This window comes from Pirellulales bacterium (assembly GCA_019636335.1).
Taxonomy (GTDB): domain Bacteria; phylum Planctomycetota; class Planctomycetia; order Pirellulales; family JAEUIK01; genus JAHBXR01.
In genome coordinates, this window is sequence record JAHBXR010000032.1 from 36673 (window position 1) to 54739 (window position 18067).

The following is an 18067-nucleotide window of genomic DNA, read 5'->3' on the forward strand; positions in this document are numbered from 1 at the left end:
GTTGTCGTAAAGAACGGCGAATTCGCTTCCTGGTGCGCAGGGGCATGTTCCACATGGTGACAAGCTAAACGCTCTATCTGCCGCTCGAGGCGAACGTGCAGTTCGTGACCGTCATGGCGACGAACATGCCCCTGATCGGTCGCGGCTGAGGAGACAGATCGGCTGTCTTCTCGCGGAAAAAGGGGCTCGATTCGTCGGTGTTCTTGATAGCACTCGTCGCGTGTGCGTGTCTAAAATGCGGCGGCTGCCGATTCCCATACTCACGTTGCACACCACCCCGTCGTGCCCCGCCGGAAATACTCCCGATGATGTTGCCACGCCTCGAGCTTGCCCGATTCCGGTTGCACCTTGCCACCTTGGCCGCCGTTGCGATGCTTCTAGCTGCCAGTGCTTTTGGGCAAGGGGTCCACGATGGCATCACGGTCGATCCGGCCGATTGGCCCTGGTGGCGGGGACCGCAACGCAACGGCGTGGCCAATGCCGATCAACAGCCCCCCACCGAGTGGAGCGCCACGCAGAACGTCGCCTGGAAGAGTCCCGTGCCGGGACGTGGGCATAGCTCGCCCACGGTGGTCGGGCGGCACGTGTTTCTGGCCACGGCCGACGAAGAGCAAGATACACAATCGGTGCTCTGCTACGATCGCGCGACAGGGAAGCCCCTCTGGCAGACCGAGGTACATCGCGGCGGGCTGATGCGCAAACACGAGAAGTCGTCGGGGGCGTCGGGCACGGTGGCTTGCGATGACGAACGCCTCTTCATCAGTTTCGCCAACAGCGGCGCCGTCTCGGTCACCGCGCTGAGTGTGACTGGCGAAAAGCTCTGGCAGACGAAGATCGCCGATTACGTCATTCACCAGGGGTACGGCGCTTCGCCCGCGATTTATCAATCGCTCGTTCTCGCGGCGGCCGATAGTCACGCCGGGGGCGTGCTGGCGGGATTGCATCGCGAAACCGGTGAGATCGTCTGGAAGCACGATCGACCGAAGGAGCCGAACTACACGTCCCCGATCGTGCTGCATGCCGCCGGGCGCGATCAGCTTCTGTTGATCGGCTGCAACCTGGTAGCCAGCTTCGATCCGGCCAGCGGCGACCCAATCTGGGAGGTCGCCGGCGCCACGACCGAATGCGTCACGTCCACCGTGACCGACGGCGAGCGAGTCTTCTCCAGCGGCGGCTATCCCAAGAGCCACCTGGCCGCCATCCGGGCCGACGGCTCGGGCAAGATCGAATGGGAAACAAAGGATCGCGTCTACGTCCCCTCGCTGCTCGAGAAGGACGGCTTCCTCTATGGCGTGCTCGACGCGGGCGTGGCCGTCTGCTGGAAGAGCGACACCGGCAAGCCGCAATGGAAACAACGCCTGGGCGGCGACTTCAGCTCGTCGCCCGTGCTCGTGGGCGATTGTATCTACGCCACGAACGAGACGGGAGAGACCTACATCTATCGCGCCCGCCCCGACAAGTACGAAGAAGTGGGCACGAACAAGTTGGGCGAGCAGATGATGGGAAGTGCGACGATCTGTGGCGGCCGCATCTATCTGCGAGTTCTCGAACTCGTCGATGGCCAGCCGCAAGAAATGCTGTACTGTCTGGCACAGCCAGACTAGGCTCAGCGGTCGCCGACGGTCGCCAGAAAAAAGTTGCGAACAGACCGCCGCGCGTGTGCGCAAGACGTTCGTCCGGCCAGCGAGCTCGGCCCTGGGGACGCTATCTCACGACGGCCGCGACCACCGAGACAATTTCATCAGGAGATTGCCATGTATGACATGAAGAATCTGACCAAGCTGAAGAAGATCGGCGAACTTTCGCCCGAGGGCTTCAAAGGTTTTATGGCCTTCGACGAAGCCGCCTTTGCCGAGGGAGCGATTCCACTGAAGTACAAGGAGCTGATGGCCGTGGCCGTGGGGCTGACGACGCAGTGTCCTTACTGCATCGAAATCCACGCCAAAAAGGCCCGCAAGGCGGGAGCCACCGAGCAAGAACTGGCAGAAACGACGTTGATCGCCGCGGCGCTTCGAGCGGGGGGCGCCATCACGCACGGCACGCACACGTTGGAGTAAACGCCGTACACCCCGCTGGGTGCGCGGCCCAGCACCGTCGCACGAAAGACAAAAGACAGGCAGGCGGCGTCGACGTCGGATCGGCGTCGCCTTCGCCGGCTCAGATTAGCTCGCGGATGGGAGCCGCCGTGGTGAGATACTGCGGCCGCCCGGTCGGATCGCTGAGCGTGGTGTTCGCCACGTCGATGCCCAGGTTGTGGTAGAGCGTGGCGAAGATTTCCTGGAAGTGGACGGGCCGTTCCTGGGCATATTCGCCGAGCCGGTTGGTCGCACCGATCGCCTGACCAGTACGCAGGCCGCCGCCGGCCAGGAGGGCACAGCTCACCTGTGGCCAGTGGTCGCGGCCGGCGCCGCTATTGATGCGCGGCGTGCGACCAAATTCGCCCCAGGCGATGACGGTCACGTCGTCGAGCATGCCCCGGACGTCGAGATCCTCGATCAACGCGCTCAGGCCTTGATCGAGCTTCGAGCCATGATCGCGCACCAGGCCGAAGTTGTCGCCGTGGCTATCCCAACGGCCGTAGGTCATGGTGACGCAGCGCACGCCGGCCTCGACCAGACGGCGGGCCATAAGCAGATGTTCGTTGATCGTCGGCGCGCCGTCGTATTGGAACTGGTAGGGCTGGCCGTTGCCGTAGCGCTCGCGCACTTGGGGGTCTTCCTGCGACAGGTCGAGAGCGTCGACCAGCTTGCTCGACGTGAGTACCTCGAGCGCTCGCTGACCGAAGGCGTCCATTCCTTCCATCGCGCCACGCGAGTCGAGATCGCGGCGCAGGCGATCGAAGCTCGTCAGCAACCCACGCCGATCCTGCAGCCGCTCGAGTGAAAGGTCGCCCAGGCGCATGTTGGCCATGCCTTCGCCGTCGGGCTGAAAGGGAGAATAGGCCGGCCCCAGAAAGCCCGGACCGCCGGGATGCTTCCACACGCCGGCATTCGCCAGTCCCACGAAGGGGGGCACCGACAGATCGACGGGGCCCTGCAGCTTGGCAATCGCCGAGCCGATGCTGGGCCGGCCCCCCAGCGCGCGGAGATCTTCGAACCGCCAGCCCGTCATGCACTGGTACGAATCGTGGCGATCTTCGGCCCCGACGACCGAGCGAATCACGGCACAGCGATCCATGATGCTGGCGATGCGGGGAAAGATCTCGCAGATGTCGATGCCCGGCACGTTCGTATGGATCGCACGAAATTCGCCACGAATCTCGGCCGGCGCATCGTGCTTGATTTCCCACATGTCCTGGTGAGGTGGGCCGCCGCCCAGGAATACGTTGATCAGCGCCTTGGGGCGGCGTCCCGAGGGAACCGCCGACTCGGCGCGTAGCAGGTTGGACAGACCGAGCGATTGCGCCCCAAAGACGAAGCCGCCGATTTTGAGGAACGATCGGCGCGAAACGCCATCGCAGTACCGTCGGCTGCGTTGGCCGTAGATCGAAAGCATGGGAGATACTCCGCTTTCGAGACGTCGGTGGGATTTCGAGGCGGGATGCACACCGGCAAACTGGTGTACGGCGATACGTACGTTCCCCCGTCCTTGGGACGGACGAATCCTGACGCATCGTCACCGTTTTATCAGTTGGCCGAGGGGGGAGTCAAGCAGAGTAACCCCTTGAGAGTTACCTGTTTGCACGCGATCGACGCGACGATGTGCCTATCTTTGTTAGATCCGGCAAACGCGCGCGGGTGCGTGCCCCGCGAGCTTGCCGGATCCGACGATGCTCGATCGTCTTGCGTTTAGACGTCCATGCCAACATCTTGACCGTTGACGCGGTCTTGGGCGTTGTCTTCCGAGAACTCGTAGATGAACCAGTCGAGGCCGCTGTCGCCGAAGAGGCTGTCGACCGCGCCGGCTTCGTCGTCGGCGACCGTGCTGCCCGGCAACAGGAAGATGTTTCCGTTCAACCGATCGGCCGTGGGATTCGAGTTGGTCAGGTTCGCGATCCGCTGTTGCAGCGTGCGGTTCGAGGCCCATTCGTTGATGATCGCGACAACCGAGGCGAAGGTCGTCTCGTGCGTGGTAACCGCGGCGATGAGGATATCGTCGTCGGCGCCACCGTTCAACGAATCGGCGCCGGCGCCCCCGAAGAGGACATCGCGGCCGTTGCCACCCCGCAACGTGTCGTTGCCCACGCTGCCGATCAGCACGTCATGGCCGCCGCGGCCTTCGATCACATCGTTGCCGACATCGCCGAAGAGGACGTCGTCCCGCGAGCTGCCGATGATCGTGTCGTCTCCCGCGCCACCGTTGACGAAGCTTTCGATGTCGACGTTAATCTCGATGCGGTCGTTGCCATCCTGGCCAAAGACCTGCAAGAAGTTGGCATTCTTGACGCCGATCACGCTGGGGGCGGCGTTGGGCGCCACGGTGATGAAGGTATTGAAGCCCGGCTTGTCGAGAATCGTCGCAACATTGTCCGCTCCGCCCTGACCGTCGAGCGTCCAGCGACCCGTCGAGAAGACCCCGCCCAGCGCCAGTTCGAGACTATCCGATTCGTCACCGCCGAGCAGATTGACGATGTTCGGCGACGAACCGGAGTCGGGCTGCTCGGCCACGATCGTGTCGGCACCGCCGGCGCCAAACACGTTCAGCTCGTTGATCTGCAGGTAGGTGACCGTCTTCTTCGGATTGGCCTGAGCGTTCGGGCCGATCTGCACCTCGGCGATCGTGCCGCCGACGCGGATAAAGTCGTTCATGCCGCCCAGCGAATTGATCGTGAGGCGGTTGTTTGCTCCACCGCCGCCGTCGACGCTGAACAAGCCGACGCTCGAGGCCGACTGCAGATTGACGATGAAGGTATCGTTCTCGTCCTGGCCGCGCAGGTTCACGAAGCCGGGGAAGAAGCCGGAGGTGGGCATGGTCGCCGTGATCACGTCGTCGCCACCGCCGGTGAAGACCGTGAGTACGCCGATGTTCGTGTAGTTGACCGTTTTGTAGGGATTCGCCGCGGCGTTCGGACCGAGTTGGCTCGCGACGTACGTGCCGGTGATGAGCACGTTATCCGAGTGGCCGCTATTCGTGCTCACCTGGAGCGTGTTGAGCGAGCCGCCCCCGCCGTTGACGCCAAAGGCATTGGCTCCCGCCGGGTTGCCCCCCAGGTTGACGATGAAGGTGTCGTCTTCATCCATGCCCTCGAGCGCCACGATCGGCATCGTGCCCGTGGCTGGCATGTTGACCTGCAGGGTGTCGTTGCCCCCCGAAGAGAGGAGGCTGAGGATCTCGACGCCCGTGTAGTTGACCACCTTGTACGGGTTATTGGCCTGGTCCGGACCAGAACGCGAGGCGGCGAAGCTCTCGTTGGCCAGCATGTAGTCGGCGTGGCCGCTACGGGTGAAGACGCTGAGGCGATCTTCCGTCCCGGCACCGGCATTGACGCCGAAGGCCGTACCGACGGTCGCGTGGCCGTGCTCGATCTCGACCAGGTCGTTCTCGTCCTGGGGCTCGATGGCCATGACGGCCGGGAAGGTCGGGGTGGCTCCCTCGCGAACCGAGATCGTGTCGTTGCCCCCCCCCGTCACGACGCCCAATTGCTCGACGCCGGTGTAGTTGGCGGTCTGGAACGGATTGCTCAAGGCGTTCGGCCCGATTTGGGCCTGCACGCTCGCGCCCGTCACGACAACCTTATCGGCATGGCCGCTACGCGTGAAGAAGGTGAAGCGGTCGCCAGTGCCCGCCCCGGCATCGATCCCAAAGACAGTCGCCTGCGTGGCGAGCGTCGATCCCATCTCGACTTCGATCAGGTCGTTGCCGTCTTGCGCGAAGATCGAGACGAAGGCCGGGAAAGTCGGCGAATCTCCCTGACGCGTCGAGATCGTATCGTTGCCGGCATCGGTCAGCAGGCTCAGGCTCTCGACGCCCGTATAGTTGATCGTCTTCGGCGGGGCCGAATTCGGATTGGGACCTAACTGGGCACGGACCGCTGAGCCGGTGGCAATCACCAGATCGTCTTGCGTGCTGCGGGTGAAGACGCTCAGGCGATCGTTCGTGCCGGCGCCCATGATGACCCCCATCACGCTGGTCGTGGTGGCCAGACCGAGCTCGATCTCGACCAGGTCGTTTCCGGCCTCGGACTCGACCGCGACGATGTCGGGGAAGGCGCCGGCCACCGGCTGCTTGACCGAGATGGTATCGTCGCCATCGCCCGTCCAGACGATCAACGTCTCGACACCGGTGTAGTTCACCGTCTTCAAGGGGGCCGATGCGGCGTTGGGACCGATCTGGGCGGTCACGGTTGTGCCGAGCACCGTGACCAGATCGGCCTCGGAGCTCATCGTGCGAACGTTCAAGCGATCGGCGGTGCCCGCTCCCAAATCGACCGTGAACGTGCTGGCGGTGCCCGCCAGCCCGAGATGCACGTTGACCGAGTCATCGCCACCACCGGCGTTGATCGAGACCGCCGCCGGGAAGCTACCGACCGCGGGCTGGGTGATGGTGATCGTGTCCGCGCCGTCGTTCGTGTTGATCGTCAGCGCTTCGAAGCCAGCATGACTGTAGGTGCGCACCGGCGCAGCGCCTGGGTTCGGCCCCAACTGCACGTTCACCGCGGAGTCCGTCACCGCCACGATGTCGGCATTGGCACTGTTCGTGTCGACGACAAGCGTGTCGGAGTCGGCGCCTCCCTGGACCGAGAACGTCCCGGAGGCAAAGGCCGCCGCGTCGATCGTGATGGTGTCGTTGCCGGCGAGACCGTCGATCGAGATGTTCTCGATGGCGGCCGAGGCGCCAATCGTGCGGCCATTGACCGTGACCACGACGTTGCCCGGCGCCACCGTAATCGTGTCGTTGCCGGCCGTACCCTGGACGACAAGCGAATCGGTGCCGCCGATACTGTCCGTGAACTGGATACCATCGATGGCCGGAATGGCCAGACCGCCCGGACCGGAGTTGTTCACAATCAACGTGTCGTCGTCGTCGCCGAGATCGATGTCGAGTCGCGAGATATCCGCCACGAGCAACGACTGCACGCCCGGGGTCACCGAGTCGAGATCGTTGGTGAAGGGCTCGCCATCGACGCTGTACTCCAATTCGCCGTTGGCATTGACGCGAATCTCGAGCACCTGCACGTCGGCGATCGCCTCGGTGGCGGTGACGATGAACTTGCCGGGGTTCGCGCCATCGGGCGTGAAGGAGAAGATGACTTCGCCGGTGGTCGACTGCTCGATCACCAGCACGGTGTAGGGCTCGACGCCGAAAGAGCCGTCATTGGCGGAGAAGTAGAGCCGATTGGCGACCGCCACGAGCGAGGCCGGATCCGAACCTTGGGCCCCCGCTTGCAGATCCGAGGTCTGCGTGGTGCCGGCCGAGGTGCCGTCACTGGTCCACAGCTCGCGTCCATTCGTTCCGTTGTCGGCCGAGAAGAACAGGGTGCCATTCACGTTCACCAGCGACTGCGGATCGGAGGAGGCGGCCCCCGCCGCGATATTCTTCACCAGCACGGTGCCGGCCTCGGTACCGTCGCTCTTCCACAGCTCGCGTCCATTGGCCGCGGCGCCGTCGGTCGCGGAGAAGTAGAGTACGCCGTTCACGTTGACGAGCGACTGCGGGCTCGAATCGCCCGTGGCGGCAAGGTTCTTCACCTGCACGGTGTCGGCGCTCGTGCCATTCGATTTCCACAATTCGATACCGTTCACGCCATCGGTGGCGGCAAAGAAGAGGGTGCCGTTCACGTTCGTGAGCGAAGTAGGACTGGCGTCGCCGCTCGCGTTGATGTTCTTCACGAGCACGGTGCCGGCGTCCGTGCCGTCCGACTTCCACAATTCGATACCGTTCGTGCCATCGGTGGCCGTGAAGTAGAGCACGCCGCCGACATCGGTCAGGTTAGAGGGCGTGGCGTGTGCCGCGCCGGGATTGATGTTCGCGACAATCATGGTGCCGGCATCGGTGCCGTTCGACTTCCACAATTCGCGGCCGTTGGTAAGGTCCTCGGCCGAGAAGTAGAGCGTGCCGCCGACATTGGCGAACGAGGGAATCAACGACAGGGGTACGGAGCCCCCCACGGCCGCCTTCACCTCGACCGTCCCCGCCTCGGTGCCGTCCGACTTCCACAGCACGCCGCCGCTGACGCCATCATCGCCGTTGAAGTAGACCGTCCCGTTGACGTTGATCATCGAGAGGAAGCTGGGCGTACCGGTGCTTCCCGAGCCAGGATTGAGATCCTTGACCATCACGGTACCAGCATCGGTGCCGTTGCTCTTCCACAGTTCGAGGCCGTTCACGCCATTCGTCGCGAAGAAGAAGAGCGTGCCGTTGACATTCGTCAGGCGCATGGCGTACGAACTGCCGGCGCCGGGGTTGATGTCCTTGACCATCGCCGTGCCGGCGAGCGTCCCGTCGGTCTTCCACAACTCGGTGCCGTTCACGCCGTTGTCGGCCACGAAGAAGACCGTGCCGCCCACTTGCGTGAACTGCGAGGCATTCGAGTTCAACGAGGGGTTCGGCCGAACCAGCACGGTGCTGACTTCGGTGCCGGTCGATTTGTACAACCGCCGACCCGATCCATCGTCGGCCGAGAAATAAAGCGTGCTCCCCGCGGCAACCAGGTTTTGCGGGTTCGAGCTGGCGCCGTTGCTGAGGAGATCCTTGACCTGCACGGTGCCGGCCGATGTGCCGTCCGACTTCCACAGCTCAATGCCGTTCGTGCCGTTGTTGGCCGTGAAATAGAGCGTGCCCCCTGCGTCGATCAGCCGCGCGGGAGACGAATCGCCGCTGGCATGGATGTTCTTCACCTGCACGGTGCCGGCCGTCGTGCCGTCCGACTTCCACAGTTCGACGCCGTTCGTGCCATCGGTCGCGGCAAAGTACAACGTGCTGCCAATGGCGACCAGGCTCGTGGGCGAGGCGTTGCCCGCGGGATTGATGTTCTTGACCAGCGTGGTGCCGGCATCGGTGCCATTCGACTTCCACAACTCGACGCCATTCGTGCCGTCGTTGGCGGCAAAATAGAGCGTGCCTCCCACATTCACCAGGTTCGTGGGAGAAGAGTCGCCGCTGGGGTTGATGTTCTTGACCTGGACCGTACCGGCCGACGAGCCGTCCGACTTCCACAGCTCGACGCCATTCGTGCCGTCCGTCGCGGCGAAGTACAGCGTGCCGTTCACATTCGTCAGGCTGCTGGGATACGAGCTGACGTTGCCCGCGGCGATGTTCTTGACCAACACGGTACCCGCGTCGGTGCCATTCGATTTCCACAGCTCCAAGCCATTCGTGGCATCGAAGGCCTGGAAGAAGAGCGTGCCGTTGACGTTCGTCAGGAGCGAGGGGTAGGAGCTCGCCGAACCCGAGCGAATATCCTTGACCATGACGGTGCCGCCCGAGGTGCCGTCGGTCTTCCACAGTTCGAGGCCATTGGTGCCGTTATTCGCGGTGAAGTACAGGGTCGTGCCGGCGAGGGTGAAATTGTCGGGATCGGACGACGCCGCGTTGTTGGGCGAAGTGCGGATATCCTTCAGCATAAGGGTACCGGCCGAAGTGCCATCGCTCGTCCAGAGCTCGACCCCATTGGTGCCGTTGTCGGCGCGGAAGATCAGCACGCCGTTGTAGTTGGTCAAGCGCGTCGGCACCGAGCCCGCGCTGCCCGCGCGAATATCCTTTACCAGCATCGTGCCGCCGGCGGTGCCATCCGACTTCCACAACTCGACGCCGTTCACGCCGTCGTCGGCGCTGAAGTAGAGCGTGCTGCCGACCATTACGGTTTCTTGCACGATGAGCTGCTGCTCGACGAGCGGCACGATCTTGTTCGTGGTGGCGCTGGTGCCGCCCGACTTGTACAGCTCGACACCGGTCGTACCGTCATTGGCAACGAAGTACAGCGAGGAGCCGACGGCGGTCAACAACACGGGATCGGAATTCGCGCTACCGCTACGGATGTTCTTGACAAGGACCGTCCCGGCCTCGGAGCCGTCCGACTTCCAGAGTTCGTTGCCGTTGCCGGCGTCGGCGGCGGCGAAGTAGAGCGTGCCCGCGAGGTTCGTCAGCCCGGTCGGATTCGCGTCGGCGCTACCGCTGCGGATGTGCTTCACCATCACGGTGCCAGCACTGGTGCCGTTCGACTTCCATAACTCGATGCCGTTGGTGCCATCGTTCGCGGCGAAGAACAGCGTGCCCCCCACGTTGGTGAGTTCGTGCGGCGCGGACGCCCCCGCGGGATTGATGTCCTTGACGAGCTCCGTGCCGGCCTCCGTGCCATCGGTCTTCCACAGTTCGATCGAAGTATCGCTGTTGGCGACGAAGAACAGCGTGCCCCCCACGTTGACCAGTTCGGTACTCAGCAGCGCGCTGTAAGCGCCCGGACGAATATCCTTCACCATGACGGTCCCGGCCGTGGTACCGTCCGACTTCCACAGCTCGAAGCCGTTGACTTGATCGGTCGCCGAGAAGAAGAGCGTGCCATTGACGTTCGTCAAGTTCTCGGCCCCGGACGAAAGCTGCGCGGTGCCGATGTTCTTGACGATGGTCGTGCCGGCTTCCGTGCCATCGGTCTTCCACAGTTCGGCGCCGTTGACGCCGTCGTTCGCCCGGAAGAACATCGTGCTGTTGACGATGGTGAAATTGGTCGGCGAGGACGGGTCGGCCCCGTTATTGATGTCCTTGAACAGGACGGTGCCCGCCGTCGTGCCGTCGCTCTTCCACAACTCGGTGCCGTTCGTCGTGTTATTGGCCGCAAAGAAGAGGCTGCCATTGAAGACGGTCAAGTAGCGGGGATACGACGTGGCGTCGCCCGGGTTGATGTCCTTCACCATCACGGTGCCGGCACTGGTGCCGTCGCTCTTCCACAACTCGCGACCGCTGGTATTCGACGCCGAGAAGAAGAGCGTGCCGTTGAAGTTCACCAAACTCAGCGGGCTCGAGCTGATGCCCCCCGGCATGATGTCCTTCACCAGCGACGTGCCGGCCACTGTGCCGTCGGTCTTCCAGAGCTCGCGGCCGTGCAGGCCATCGTCGGCCACGAAGAAGACGGTGCTATTCACCGCCACGATATCGGAGATCGACTCCAGGTTGGCCGGAATCTGCGTCGAGATCGTGTTGATGTCTTTCAGCAACTCGGGCGTGACCGCCAGCAGGCGCCGCTCTTCGAGGGGCTCCATGCCGATACGCTCGCCGATACGGCCACGTGGGCCGGCGCTACGAGAACGCTTGTGCGAAGCACGAGGAGCAGATTGAAAAATAGACGTCGAACGGCGAATCCAGGAACTAAGCATCTCGATGGCGCTCGTTGCTTCGATGTTGTTCGTCGGTAGTTGTAATCGGTGTCGTCGGTCGCGAGCGCATCGCCAGAGCGATACGCACCAATCGAACCGGCAGCCTCGAGTCGCGGCGCAGGACGCACACGCGGCGCGCCTCGGACCACGCTCTGAGCGATCGGGCGGACTAGCTTCCCAACGGGCAGAGGAACGAAGTGACCGTTCTACCGTCGAGCCAATCGAAGAGATGAGTTACTCGGCCAGCTACCCACGACTCGAAGTGGAGCGCTCGATCCGCCCCGCTGGGGCCGATCCGACAACGCGCCTCGGGGTCCTCCCGATGTGGTGCGTGGGGTGACGACGCCTTTCGACCCCGGCTCTGTTCCTCAAACTCCGCTCAACCGTCAAAACGGCGCGTAACCCTCCAGCTCATGGACCCCATACGCTCCAAGGAACCAAAGGAGTCCGGGCGTGTCAATGAAAAACTCGTGGAATCCGTACGTTCCGTACCAGGGATGGTTTGCAGCAGGGGGGAGAATCGCGTCGAAACACCTGCCTGCGGGCGGTTTCAACCCGACGGGCGCCCGCGGGGTTGCCCGCCATGACAGGGCACGTGTCAGGGCGTATTTAGCCGTTCGAACGATCGATTGCCTCGAGGAAAAACGCCTCGAGATCCCGCACTGCCTGGCGGTTGTCGAACAGCACATCGGCCGTGGCCAGAATGCTCCGGCGAACCCCCTCTCGGTAGGAGCGATCGGTGCCGAGCTTCACGGCCAAATCGACATACTGGTCTGGAGTTCGGACCACACAATCCATGCAGCCCATCTTCGTGTACAGGGCCAGAGAGATCCGGCTGCGCAGGAAGTCGCCCGGCAGGGTAACCACGGGGGTGCCGAGTGCCAGAGCCTCGTAGGTCGTGTTCCCCCCGCCAAAGTGCATCGGGTCGAGCGAGACATCGGCCGCCGCATTGAGCGCCAGGAAATCGACGCGCTTCAACCGGCCCAGAAAACGGATGCGATCGACCACATCGGGGATGGTGCGCGAGAAACGCTCCATCAACAGTCGCTTCCAATGATCGTACTTCCCTTCGAGCAAGACGAGATCGCCTTGTGGATCGCGCCGCAGGATCTCGCCCAGCACGGCGTCGAACTCGGGGTGGAACTTGAACAGGCTCTGCGGACAGATATACAGATGCCGCGCGGGATCAAGGCCGAACGAGGCGCGGTCGCGCGGCCGCTCGTCGAGCACCGGCCGCTCGTAACAGACCGAGAGGTCGGGCAAACGCACCAGTTGCTCGGTGTAGTGCTCGTCGGCTCCGGCCGTCTCGAGCAACTCGCTCGAGATGAAATAGTCCATCGCGGCGCTGCCCGTCGTATCGGGATGCCCCCAGGTGACGCATTGCACGGGCGCCATCCGCGAAAATCCCAGCGTGTAGGTCAAGGGATCCATGCCGATGTCGGCGTAGAAGATCAACTGCAGTTCCAGGTCTCGCACCATTTGGCGCGAACGCTGTGGATCGTAGGGCAAGACATGAAAGTGATCGGCATGACGGCGGAATTCCTCGGCCGTGCCATCCTGATGCGTGCCACCGGCAATGACGTGGACCTCGAACCGCTCGCGCGAGAGATGTTTGATGAGGCCGAGATTCAACCGGCCGATCGTGTGCTCGCGGAAGTAGCGCGAGAGGAAGCCCACGCGGACCCGGCCATCGGCCGTGCGACGTCCGCGCGGCGGTGGGAGGTGGGGGGCCCGATAGATCCGGGCGAGATCCTCCTGAACCCGGCGATCGTTCTGCCCCTGGTAGGCGATGTAGAACATCGTCGGCACGATCGTGCGCGTCGTATCGAGCGTGACGCCATCGGCGATCAATTGCGTGAGATTCTGCTCCAGCCCGGCCCGCCGCGCGTGCAGATCGTCGAGCGAGGCGTATACCGGCGGCAAGGCGGTGGCCAACATGACCCGCACGAGATTGTCGGGCTGCAGCTCGAGCGCGCGCTGGAGCGCCTTGCGGGCCTCGTCGAGTTGCCCGCGGTCGTTCAATAAGTACCCCAGGCTGCAATGGGCCGGCACGAAGTCGGGATCGGCGGCCACGGCCTGGCGATAACAGTCGAGCGCGCGGTCGAAGTCTTGTAGATCCTGGTGTACGTTGCCCCAGTTGTTGAGCACATCGGCCGACTTGGGATCGAGCTCGAAGGCACGCCGAAACAGTCCGTCGGCCTCGCTCGCGCGCCCCAACTCGTGCAGGGCGAGCCCCGCCTTGCCCAGCGCGGCCGCATGACGCGGCTCGAGCGCCACGGTGCGCAACCAGGCATCGAGCGCCCGATGCACGTAACCTTGCTTGCGCAGCGCGTTGCCCAGATTGCACGTGACGTCGGCCGAATCGGGCTGCAGCGCCAGGGATCGCTGAAAGCTGGAGACCGCCTCGTCCAACTGGCCGACGCGCAACCATACCAGGCCCAGGTTGTTCAGCGCATCGGCCGCAGCGGGATCGAGCTCGATCGCCCGGTGCAGGCTGGCCGCGGCTTCGTCGAGCTGACTGGCATACATCTGGGCCACCCCCAGGTTGTTCCAAACCTCGCTCCAGTCGGGCGCCGCCTCGGCAGCACGGCGCAAGGCGGTCGCTGCGTCGCCATAGCGCTTGTCGTGCAAATGCTGCGTGCCCAAAGCTGCAAACCGCTCGGACTCCTTCGAACGTGCGGTCGCCGTACTCGACGGGCGAGACTGCTGTTCCGCCGTCATCGTCGCCAGCTTGGGATTCAACCGCACGGCTTCGCGATGCGAGGCGCGAGCCGCCGCAGCACGCCCCAAGACGCTATAGAGATTGCCCAGGTTGAAGCGTGCCCCCGCGTTGGCCGGCTCCAGGCGGATCACGGTCTCGAAATGGGGAAGCGCCTCGTCCGGCTTGCCCGCCTGAATCAGTTCGATGCCGCGGCGATTGTGAGCCGCCGCGTCGGCGCTCCCGGGCTGAACCATGCCGAGCAGCGCCCGCGCCCGCTCGAGGTTTTTGCGAGCAGGCTCGAAGTCAGGACGCGCCGCGAGGGCCCCTTCGAACTCGCGGACCGCCTCTTCCGCGCGGGCGAGCCCCAGAAACACGACCCCCAGGTTGTTGTGCGCTTCGGGGTGGTCTGGTTCGAGCGTCAAGGCCTGACGAAAACAGAGGATCGACTCGTGCGGGTCTCCCGCCTGTTCGTACACGTGTCCCAGATTGTTGTAATAAGGGGCGCGCGGACCTTGCGTTTCGATCAGGCGGCGCAGGTGGCCAATCGCTTCGTCGTGGCGCTTCGCCTCCGTGGCCAGCGAGGCCAGGTGAAACAGGGCCTCGGGCTGATCGGGCGAGGCCGCCAGAATCTCGCGATAGATCTGTTCGGCCGCCGCGTGGTCCCCCGCATCGTCCAGCTTGCGGGCCCTGTCCAATTGTTCGGCGAGCGAGCTCATGCGTCTGCGTTGCCCAGAAAGATGATCGTTCGACGCCGCAACTCCGGCTCGATATTATGCCGCAAGGTACTTGGCTCGGTGGTGGCAGGCAAGCGCGGCGAGGCGCCGTGCGTGCTGGGGCCGCGGAGCCGCCATCTCAACGGAACTTTCCCACACGGCCATCTCATGTCGCAAGCCGATCCCGAACCCACCACGCCCGAGCCGAAATACCGCGAAGTTCGCTACGAGCATTCGCGCAGCTTCGTGGCGCTGCTGGCGCAGTTGCGCGCCACGCTTCTCGTCTCGACCTATCAGGCGGGCAAGCTCGTGGCCGTGAGCGCTGCCGATACAGGTCTGGCGCTGTCGTTCCACAATTTCGAGCAGGCGATGGGGGTGGCCGTCGGACCGCGCGGCCTCGCCGTCGGCACGCGCAACCAGGTCTGGCGGCTGTTGAGCGCGGGGAACATCGCTCCGCAGATTGATCCCCCTGGCCGCTACGACGCCTGCTTTCTGGCCCGCTCGTCGCACATCACCGGCGAGATCCACGGCCACGAGATGGCCTTCGTCGGCGACGAACTGTGGATCGTCAACACGCTCTTCTCTTGCTTGTGTACGCTCGATGCCGAGCACAGCTTCCGCCCGCGCTGGCGGCCGCCGTTCATTTCGGCGCTCGCGGCGGAAGATCGTTGCCACTTGAACGGGTTGGCCCTCGACGGCGGTCGTCCCCGCTTCGTCACGCTGATGGCGGAGACCGACACCGCCGCCGGCTGGCGACCGGTGAAGGCCACTGCCGGGTGCATTCTCGATATCGCCAGTGGCGCCGTCGTCGCGCGCGGCTTCGCCATGCCCCATTCGCCGCGCGTCTATCAGGGCCGACTGTGGGTGCTCGACAGCGGCACGGGGAGCCTCGTCGTCGTCGATCCGCGCGATGGAAAAATCGACACCGTCGCCAAACTCCCCGGCTACACGCGCGGACTTTGCTTTCTGGGCGAATTCGCCTTCGTCGGCCTCTCGCGCATCCGCGAGACCTCGACCTTCGGCGGCATCCCCATCGCCGAGAAGCGCGACGAGCTCAAGTGCGGCGTCGCCGCGATTCACCTCCCGACCGGCAATCTCGCCACGCTCGAGTTCAAGTCGGGCGTGGAAGAGATCTTCGACGTGCAGGTGCTCCCCGGCGTGCGCACGCCCTGGATCTCGGGACCCTTCCCCTCGGACGACGACTCGCGCACCATCTGGATCGTGCCGGAAGAAGAACGCGGGCGGTGACGATCGTCAGGGGGTGGCATGGCTTCGAGCGCACTTGCTCGACGCCGCGTGGCGCAGCTAGACTGAGCGTCGGCGCGAGCCCCACGCGCCTTGCCTGTACCCGCCGGCTCCCCTCCTCCCACGAGCCTCTGGATCCTCGCCATGTTGACCTTCTTCGGTCCGCGCGACCGGTACTGCGACGGCCTTTCTCGGCGTCAGTTCTTGCGCGTCGGCAGTCTCGCCATGGGCGGATTGGCGCTGCCGCAGTTGCTGCGTGCCGAGGAGCAGACCGCGATCCCCGCGCGGCACAAGTCCGTCATCATGGTCTATCTGTCGGGCGGGCTTGCGCATCAAGACACGTTCGATCTCAAGCCCGAGGCGCCGGACGGCATCCGCGGCGAGTTCTCGCCCATCGATACGGTCGTGCCCGGCATTCAAGTCAGCGAGCATTTGCCGCGCACGGCCAAGGTCATCGACCGGCTGGCCGTGCTGCGTTCGATCGTCGGGCTGCGCGACGAGCACAGCAGCTTTCAGAACATCACGGGCTATTCGATGGACGAGAGCCTGCGCGACGGCAAGCCGAACTTCGGCTCGGTGATCTCGCGCATCCAAGGCCCCACCGATCCCGTCGTGCCGGCGTACGTCGATCTCTTTCCGACGATGCAGCACAAGCCTTACAACATCTCGGGGCCGGGCATCGCCGGTCGCCGCCACGCGGGCATCAAGGCCGACGGCGAGGATCTCGCCAGCATGAAGCTGCGCTACGTTGAGCCGGCACGCTTCGATACCCGCCGTGGATTGCTCGATCGCTTCGACGACTTCCGTCGCCAGGTCGACAGCATCGATCTCTCTGCCATGGACACCAGCTACCAGAAGGCGTTCGACGTGCTCACGTCGAACCGGCTGGTCGAGGCGCTCGACGTCGAGCGCGAAGACCCGCGCCTGCGCGAGCGTTACGGCATCGGCTCGCCGCAACATCAGGGAGACGGCGCGCCGGAGTGGAACGATCAATTGCTCGCCGCGCGGCGGCTGGTCGAGGCGGGCGCCCGTTGTGTTACCGTCGCCTACGGCTTTTGGGATACGCATGGCGACAACTTCAATCAACTCCGCCAGCGGCTTCCGTTGTTCGATCAGGGCGTATCGGCGCTCATCGAGGACATCTACCAGCGGGGACTCGATCGCGACGTGACCGTCGTCGTGTGGGGCGAATTCGGTCGCATGCCGAAGATCAACAAAGACGCCGGCCGCGATCACTGGGCGCCCGTGAACGGCGCCCTGTTGGCCGGTGGCGGCATGCGCGTGGGCCAGGTCATCGGCAGCACCGACAAGCTCGGCGCGTATGCCGTCGAGCGGCCGATTCACTACCGCGACGTGCTGGCCACGATCTACCACAACCTAGGGATCGATCCTCACTCGCGGATCGAAGACCCCTCGGGCCGCCCCGTACCCATCCTGCCCGACAATGCGCAGCCGATCGGGGAGCTGCTCGCCTAGATGATATGCGAATGGAAGTGGGTAGCTATGGACGTGTAGCTGCTGATGGCCCCGGCTCTTCTAGGTCCCCTTGCAGAGGGCGCTTCGGCCTAAGAATGAGCCAGCCGCAGCAGACCACTCCCATAACAAAGAGAATCGCAAACAACTTGACCCACGGCATGATTAAAGGGTCGCTGGGCGTTGGATTATCTGGCAAGGGCCATGACAAGATCCAAGCGATTGCCGCCAAACAGATGCCAAACAAGACCAGACATGCGAACGGCCGCCAACAGCCGTGAGGCGCATGCACCTTGGGCGTTTCGTAGGGATTCTCGGCCATTTGGGCGATTGTAGCCGCGATTCCCGTCTAGCGAATAGGACGGCGGCATGGCGAACATCCACATGAACGGCAGAGAGAGGTGGCAACAATTGATACACCTGGTGCGCATCCTCATATCAGACCTGCTCGTGACATTCGGGTTTTGGTGCTCGGTTGTTGTTGTGATATGCCTGCCCCTAGCACTCGTTGATCAGGATGGCGAGCCGCAGCTCTATATGGAACTTGCCGGAATCACCACAACGGGCTTGCTACTATTTGTGGTAGGTCGTGCGATTCGGCCGCGCTAGCCAGCAACACGCTAATGGCACACTACCTGGAAGTGCTAACTGGCTTGGCAGCAGGAAACTTCTTGCCATAGTATCAC

General features: G+C 63.9%; 8 protein-coding genes. 5 read left to right on the plus strand and 3 right to left on the minus strand.

Annotated features, from left to right (window positions below; all coding sequences use genetic code 11):
- The first annotated feature begins 308 nt into the window (after positions 1-308).
- Together KF708_22555 and KF708_22560 are read left to right on the plus strand one after the other, a co-directional pair.
- On the plus strand, positions 309-1604 hold the full coding sequence (locus tag KF708_22555; GenBank protein MBX3415482.1) for a PQQ-binding-like beta-propeller repeat protein: 1296 nt from the start codon (positions 309-311) through the stop codon (positions 1602-1604).
- Positions 1605-1754: 150 nt separating this feature from the next.
- Entirely contained in the window at positions 1755-2057 is a 303-nt protein-coding gene (locus KF708_22560) for a carboxymuconolactone decarboxylase family protein (protein ID MBX3415483.1), read from the plus strand.
- A gap of 100 nt (positions 2058-2157) precedes the next feature.
- Here the strand turns inward: KF708_22560 and KF708_22565 are convergent, their stop codons facing one another.
- From KF708_22565 to KF708_22575, 3 genes are all read right to left on the minus strand, one after another.
- Complete coding sequence (locus KF708_22565; GenBank protein MBX3415484.1) at positions 2158-3495, minus strand: DUF1501 domain-containing protein; 1338 nt, start codon at positions 3493-3495, stop codon at positions 2158-2160.
- 293 nt (positions 3496-3788) lie between these two features.
- Positions 3789-11135, minus strand: coding sequence for a hypothetical protein (locus KF708_22570; protein MBX3415485.1), 7347 nt, complete (start codon positions 11133-11135; stop codon positions 3789-3791).
- Between the two features lie 723 nt (positions 11136-11858).
- Positions 11859-14666: a tetratricopeptide repeat protein gene (locus KF708_22575; protein MBX3415486.1), complete on the minus strand. Its 2808-nt coding sequence runs from the start codon at positions 14664-14666 to the stop codon at positions 11859-11861.
- Between the two features lie 165 nt (positions 14667-14831).
- Here KF708_22575 and KF708_22580 point away from each other — a divergent pair, with 165 nt between their 5' ends.
- The 3 genes from KF708_22580 to KF708_22590 all read left to right on the plus strand — a co-directional run bounded on the left by KF708_22580 (position 14832) and on the right by KF708_22590 (position 17990).
- Positions 14832-15911 (plus strand): TIGR03032 family protein, encoded by a 1080-nt coding sequence (locus KF708_22580; GenBank protein ID MBX3415487.1) that lies wholly within the window; start codon positions 14832-14834, stop codon positions 15909-15911.
- Positions 15912-16052: 141 nt separating this feature from the next.
- Positions 16053-17384 (plus strand): DUF1501 domain-containing protein, encoded by a 1332-nt coding sequence (locus KF708_22585; protein ID MBX3415488.1) that lies wholly within the window; start codon positions 16053-16055, stop codon positions 17382-17384.
- A gap of 366 nt (positions 17385-17750) precedes the next feature.
- Positions 17751-17990 carry a hypothetical protein gene (locus tag KF708_22590; protein MBX3415489.1) on the plus strand — a complete coding sequence of 80 codons (240 nt, stop codon included), beginning with the start codon at positions 17751-17753 and terminating at the stop codon, positions 17988-17990.
- Positions 17991-18067: the final 77 nt, after the last annotated feature.

What these genes read in the sequence shown, in the direction of transcription:
- KF708_22580 (MBX3415487.1), top strand. Translation starts at nt 14,832, where the DNA reads ATGTCGCAAGCCGATCCCGAACCCACCACGCCCGAGCCGAAATACCGC.
- KF708_22555 (MBX3415482.1), top strand. Translation starts at nt 309, where the DNA reads ATGTTGCCACGCCTCGAGCTTGCCCGATTCCGGTTGCACCTTGCCACC.
- KF708_22570 (MBX3415485.1), bottom strand. Translation starts at nt 11,135, where the DNA reads ATGGAGCCCCTCGAAGAGCGGCGCCTGCTGGCGGTCACGCCCGAGTTG.
- KF708_22565 (MBX3415484.1), bottom strand. Translation starts at nt 3,495, where the DNA reads ATGCTTTCGATCTACGGCCAACGCAGCCGACGGTACTGCGATGGCGTT.
- KF708_22585 (MBX3415488.1), top strand. Translation starts at nt 16,053, where the DNA reads ATGTTGACCTTCTTCGGTCCGCGCGACCGGTACTGCGACGGCCTTTCT.
- KF708_22575 (MBX3415486.1), bottom strand. Translation starts at nt 14,666, where the DNA reads ATGAGCTCGCTCGCCGAACAATTGGACAGGGCCCGCAAGCTGGACGAT.
- KF708_22590 (MBX3415489.1), top strand. Translation starts at nt 17,751, where the DNA reads ATGGCGAACATCCACATGAACGGCAGAGAGAGGTGGCAACAATTGATA.
- KF708_22560 (MBX3415483.1), top strand. Translation starts at nt 1,755, where the DNA reads ATGTATGACATGAAGAATCTGACCAAGCTGAAGAAGATCGGCGAACTT.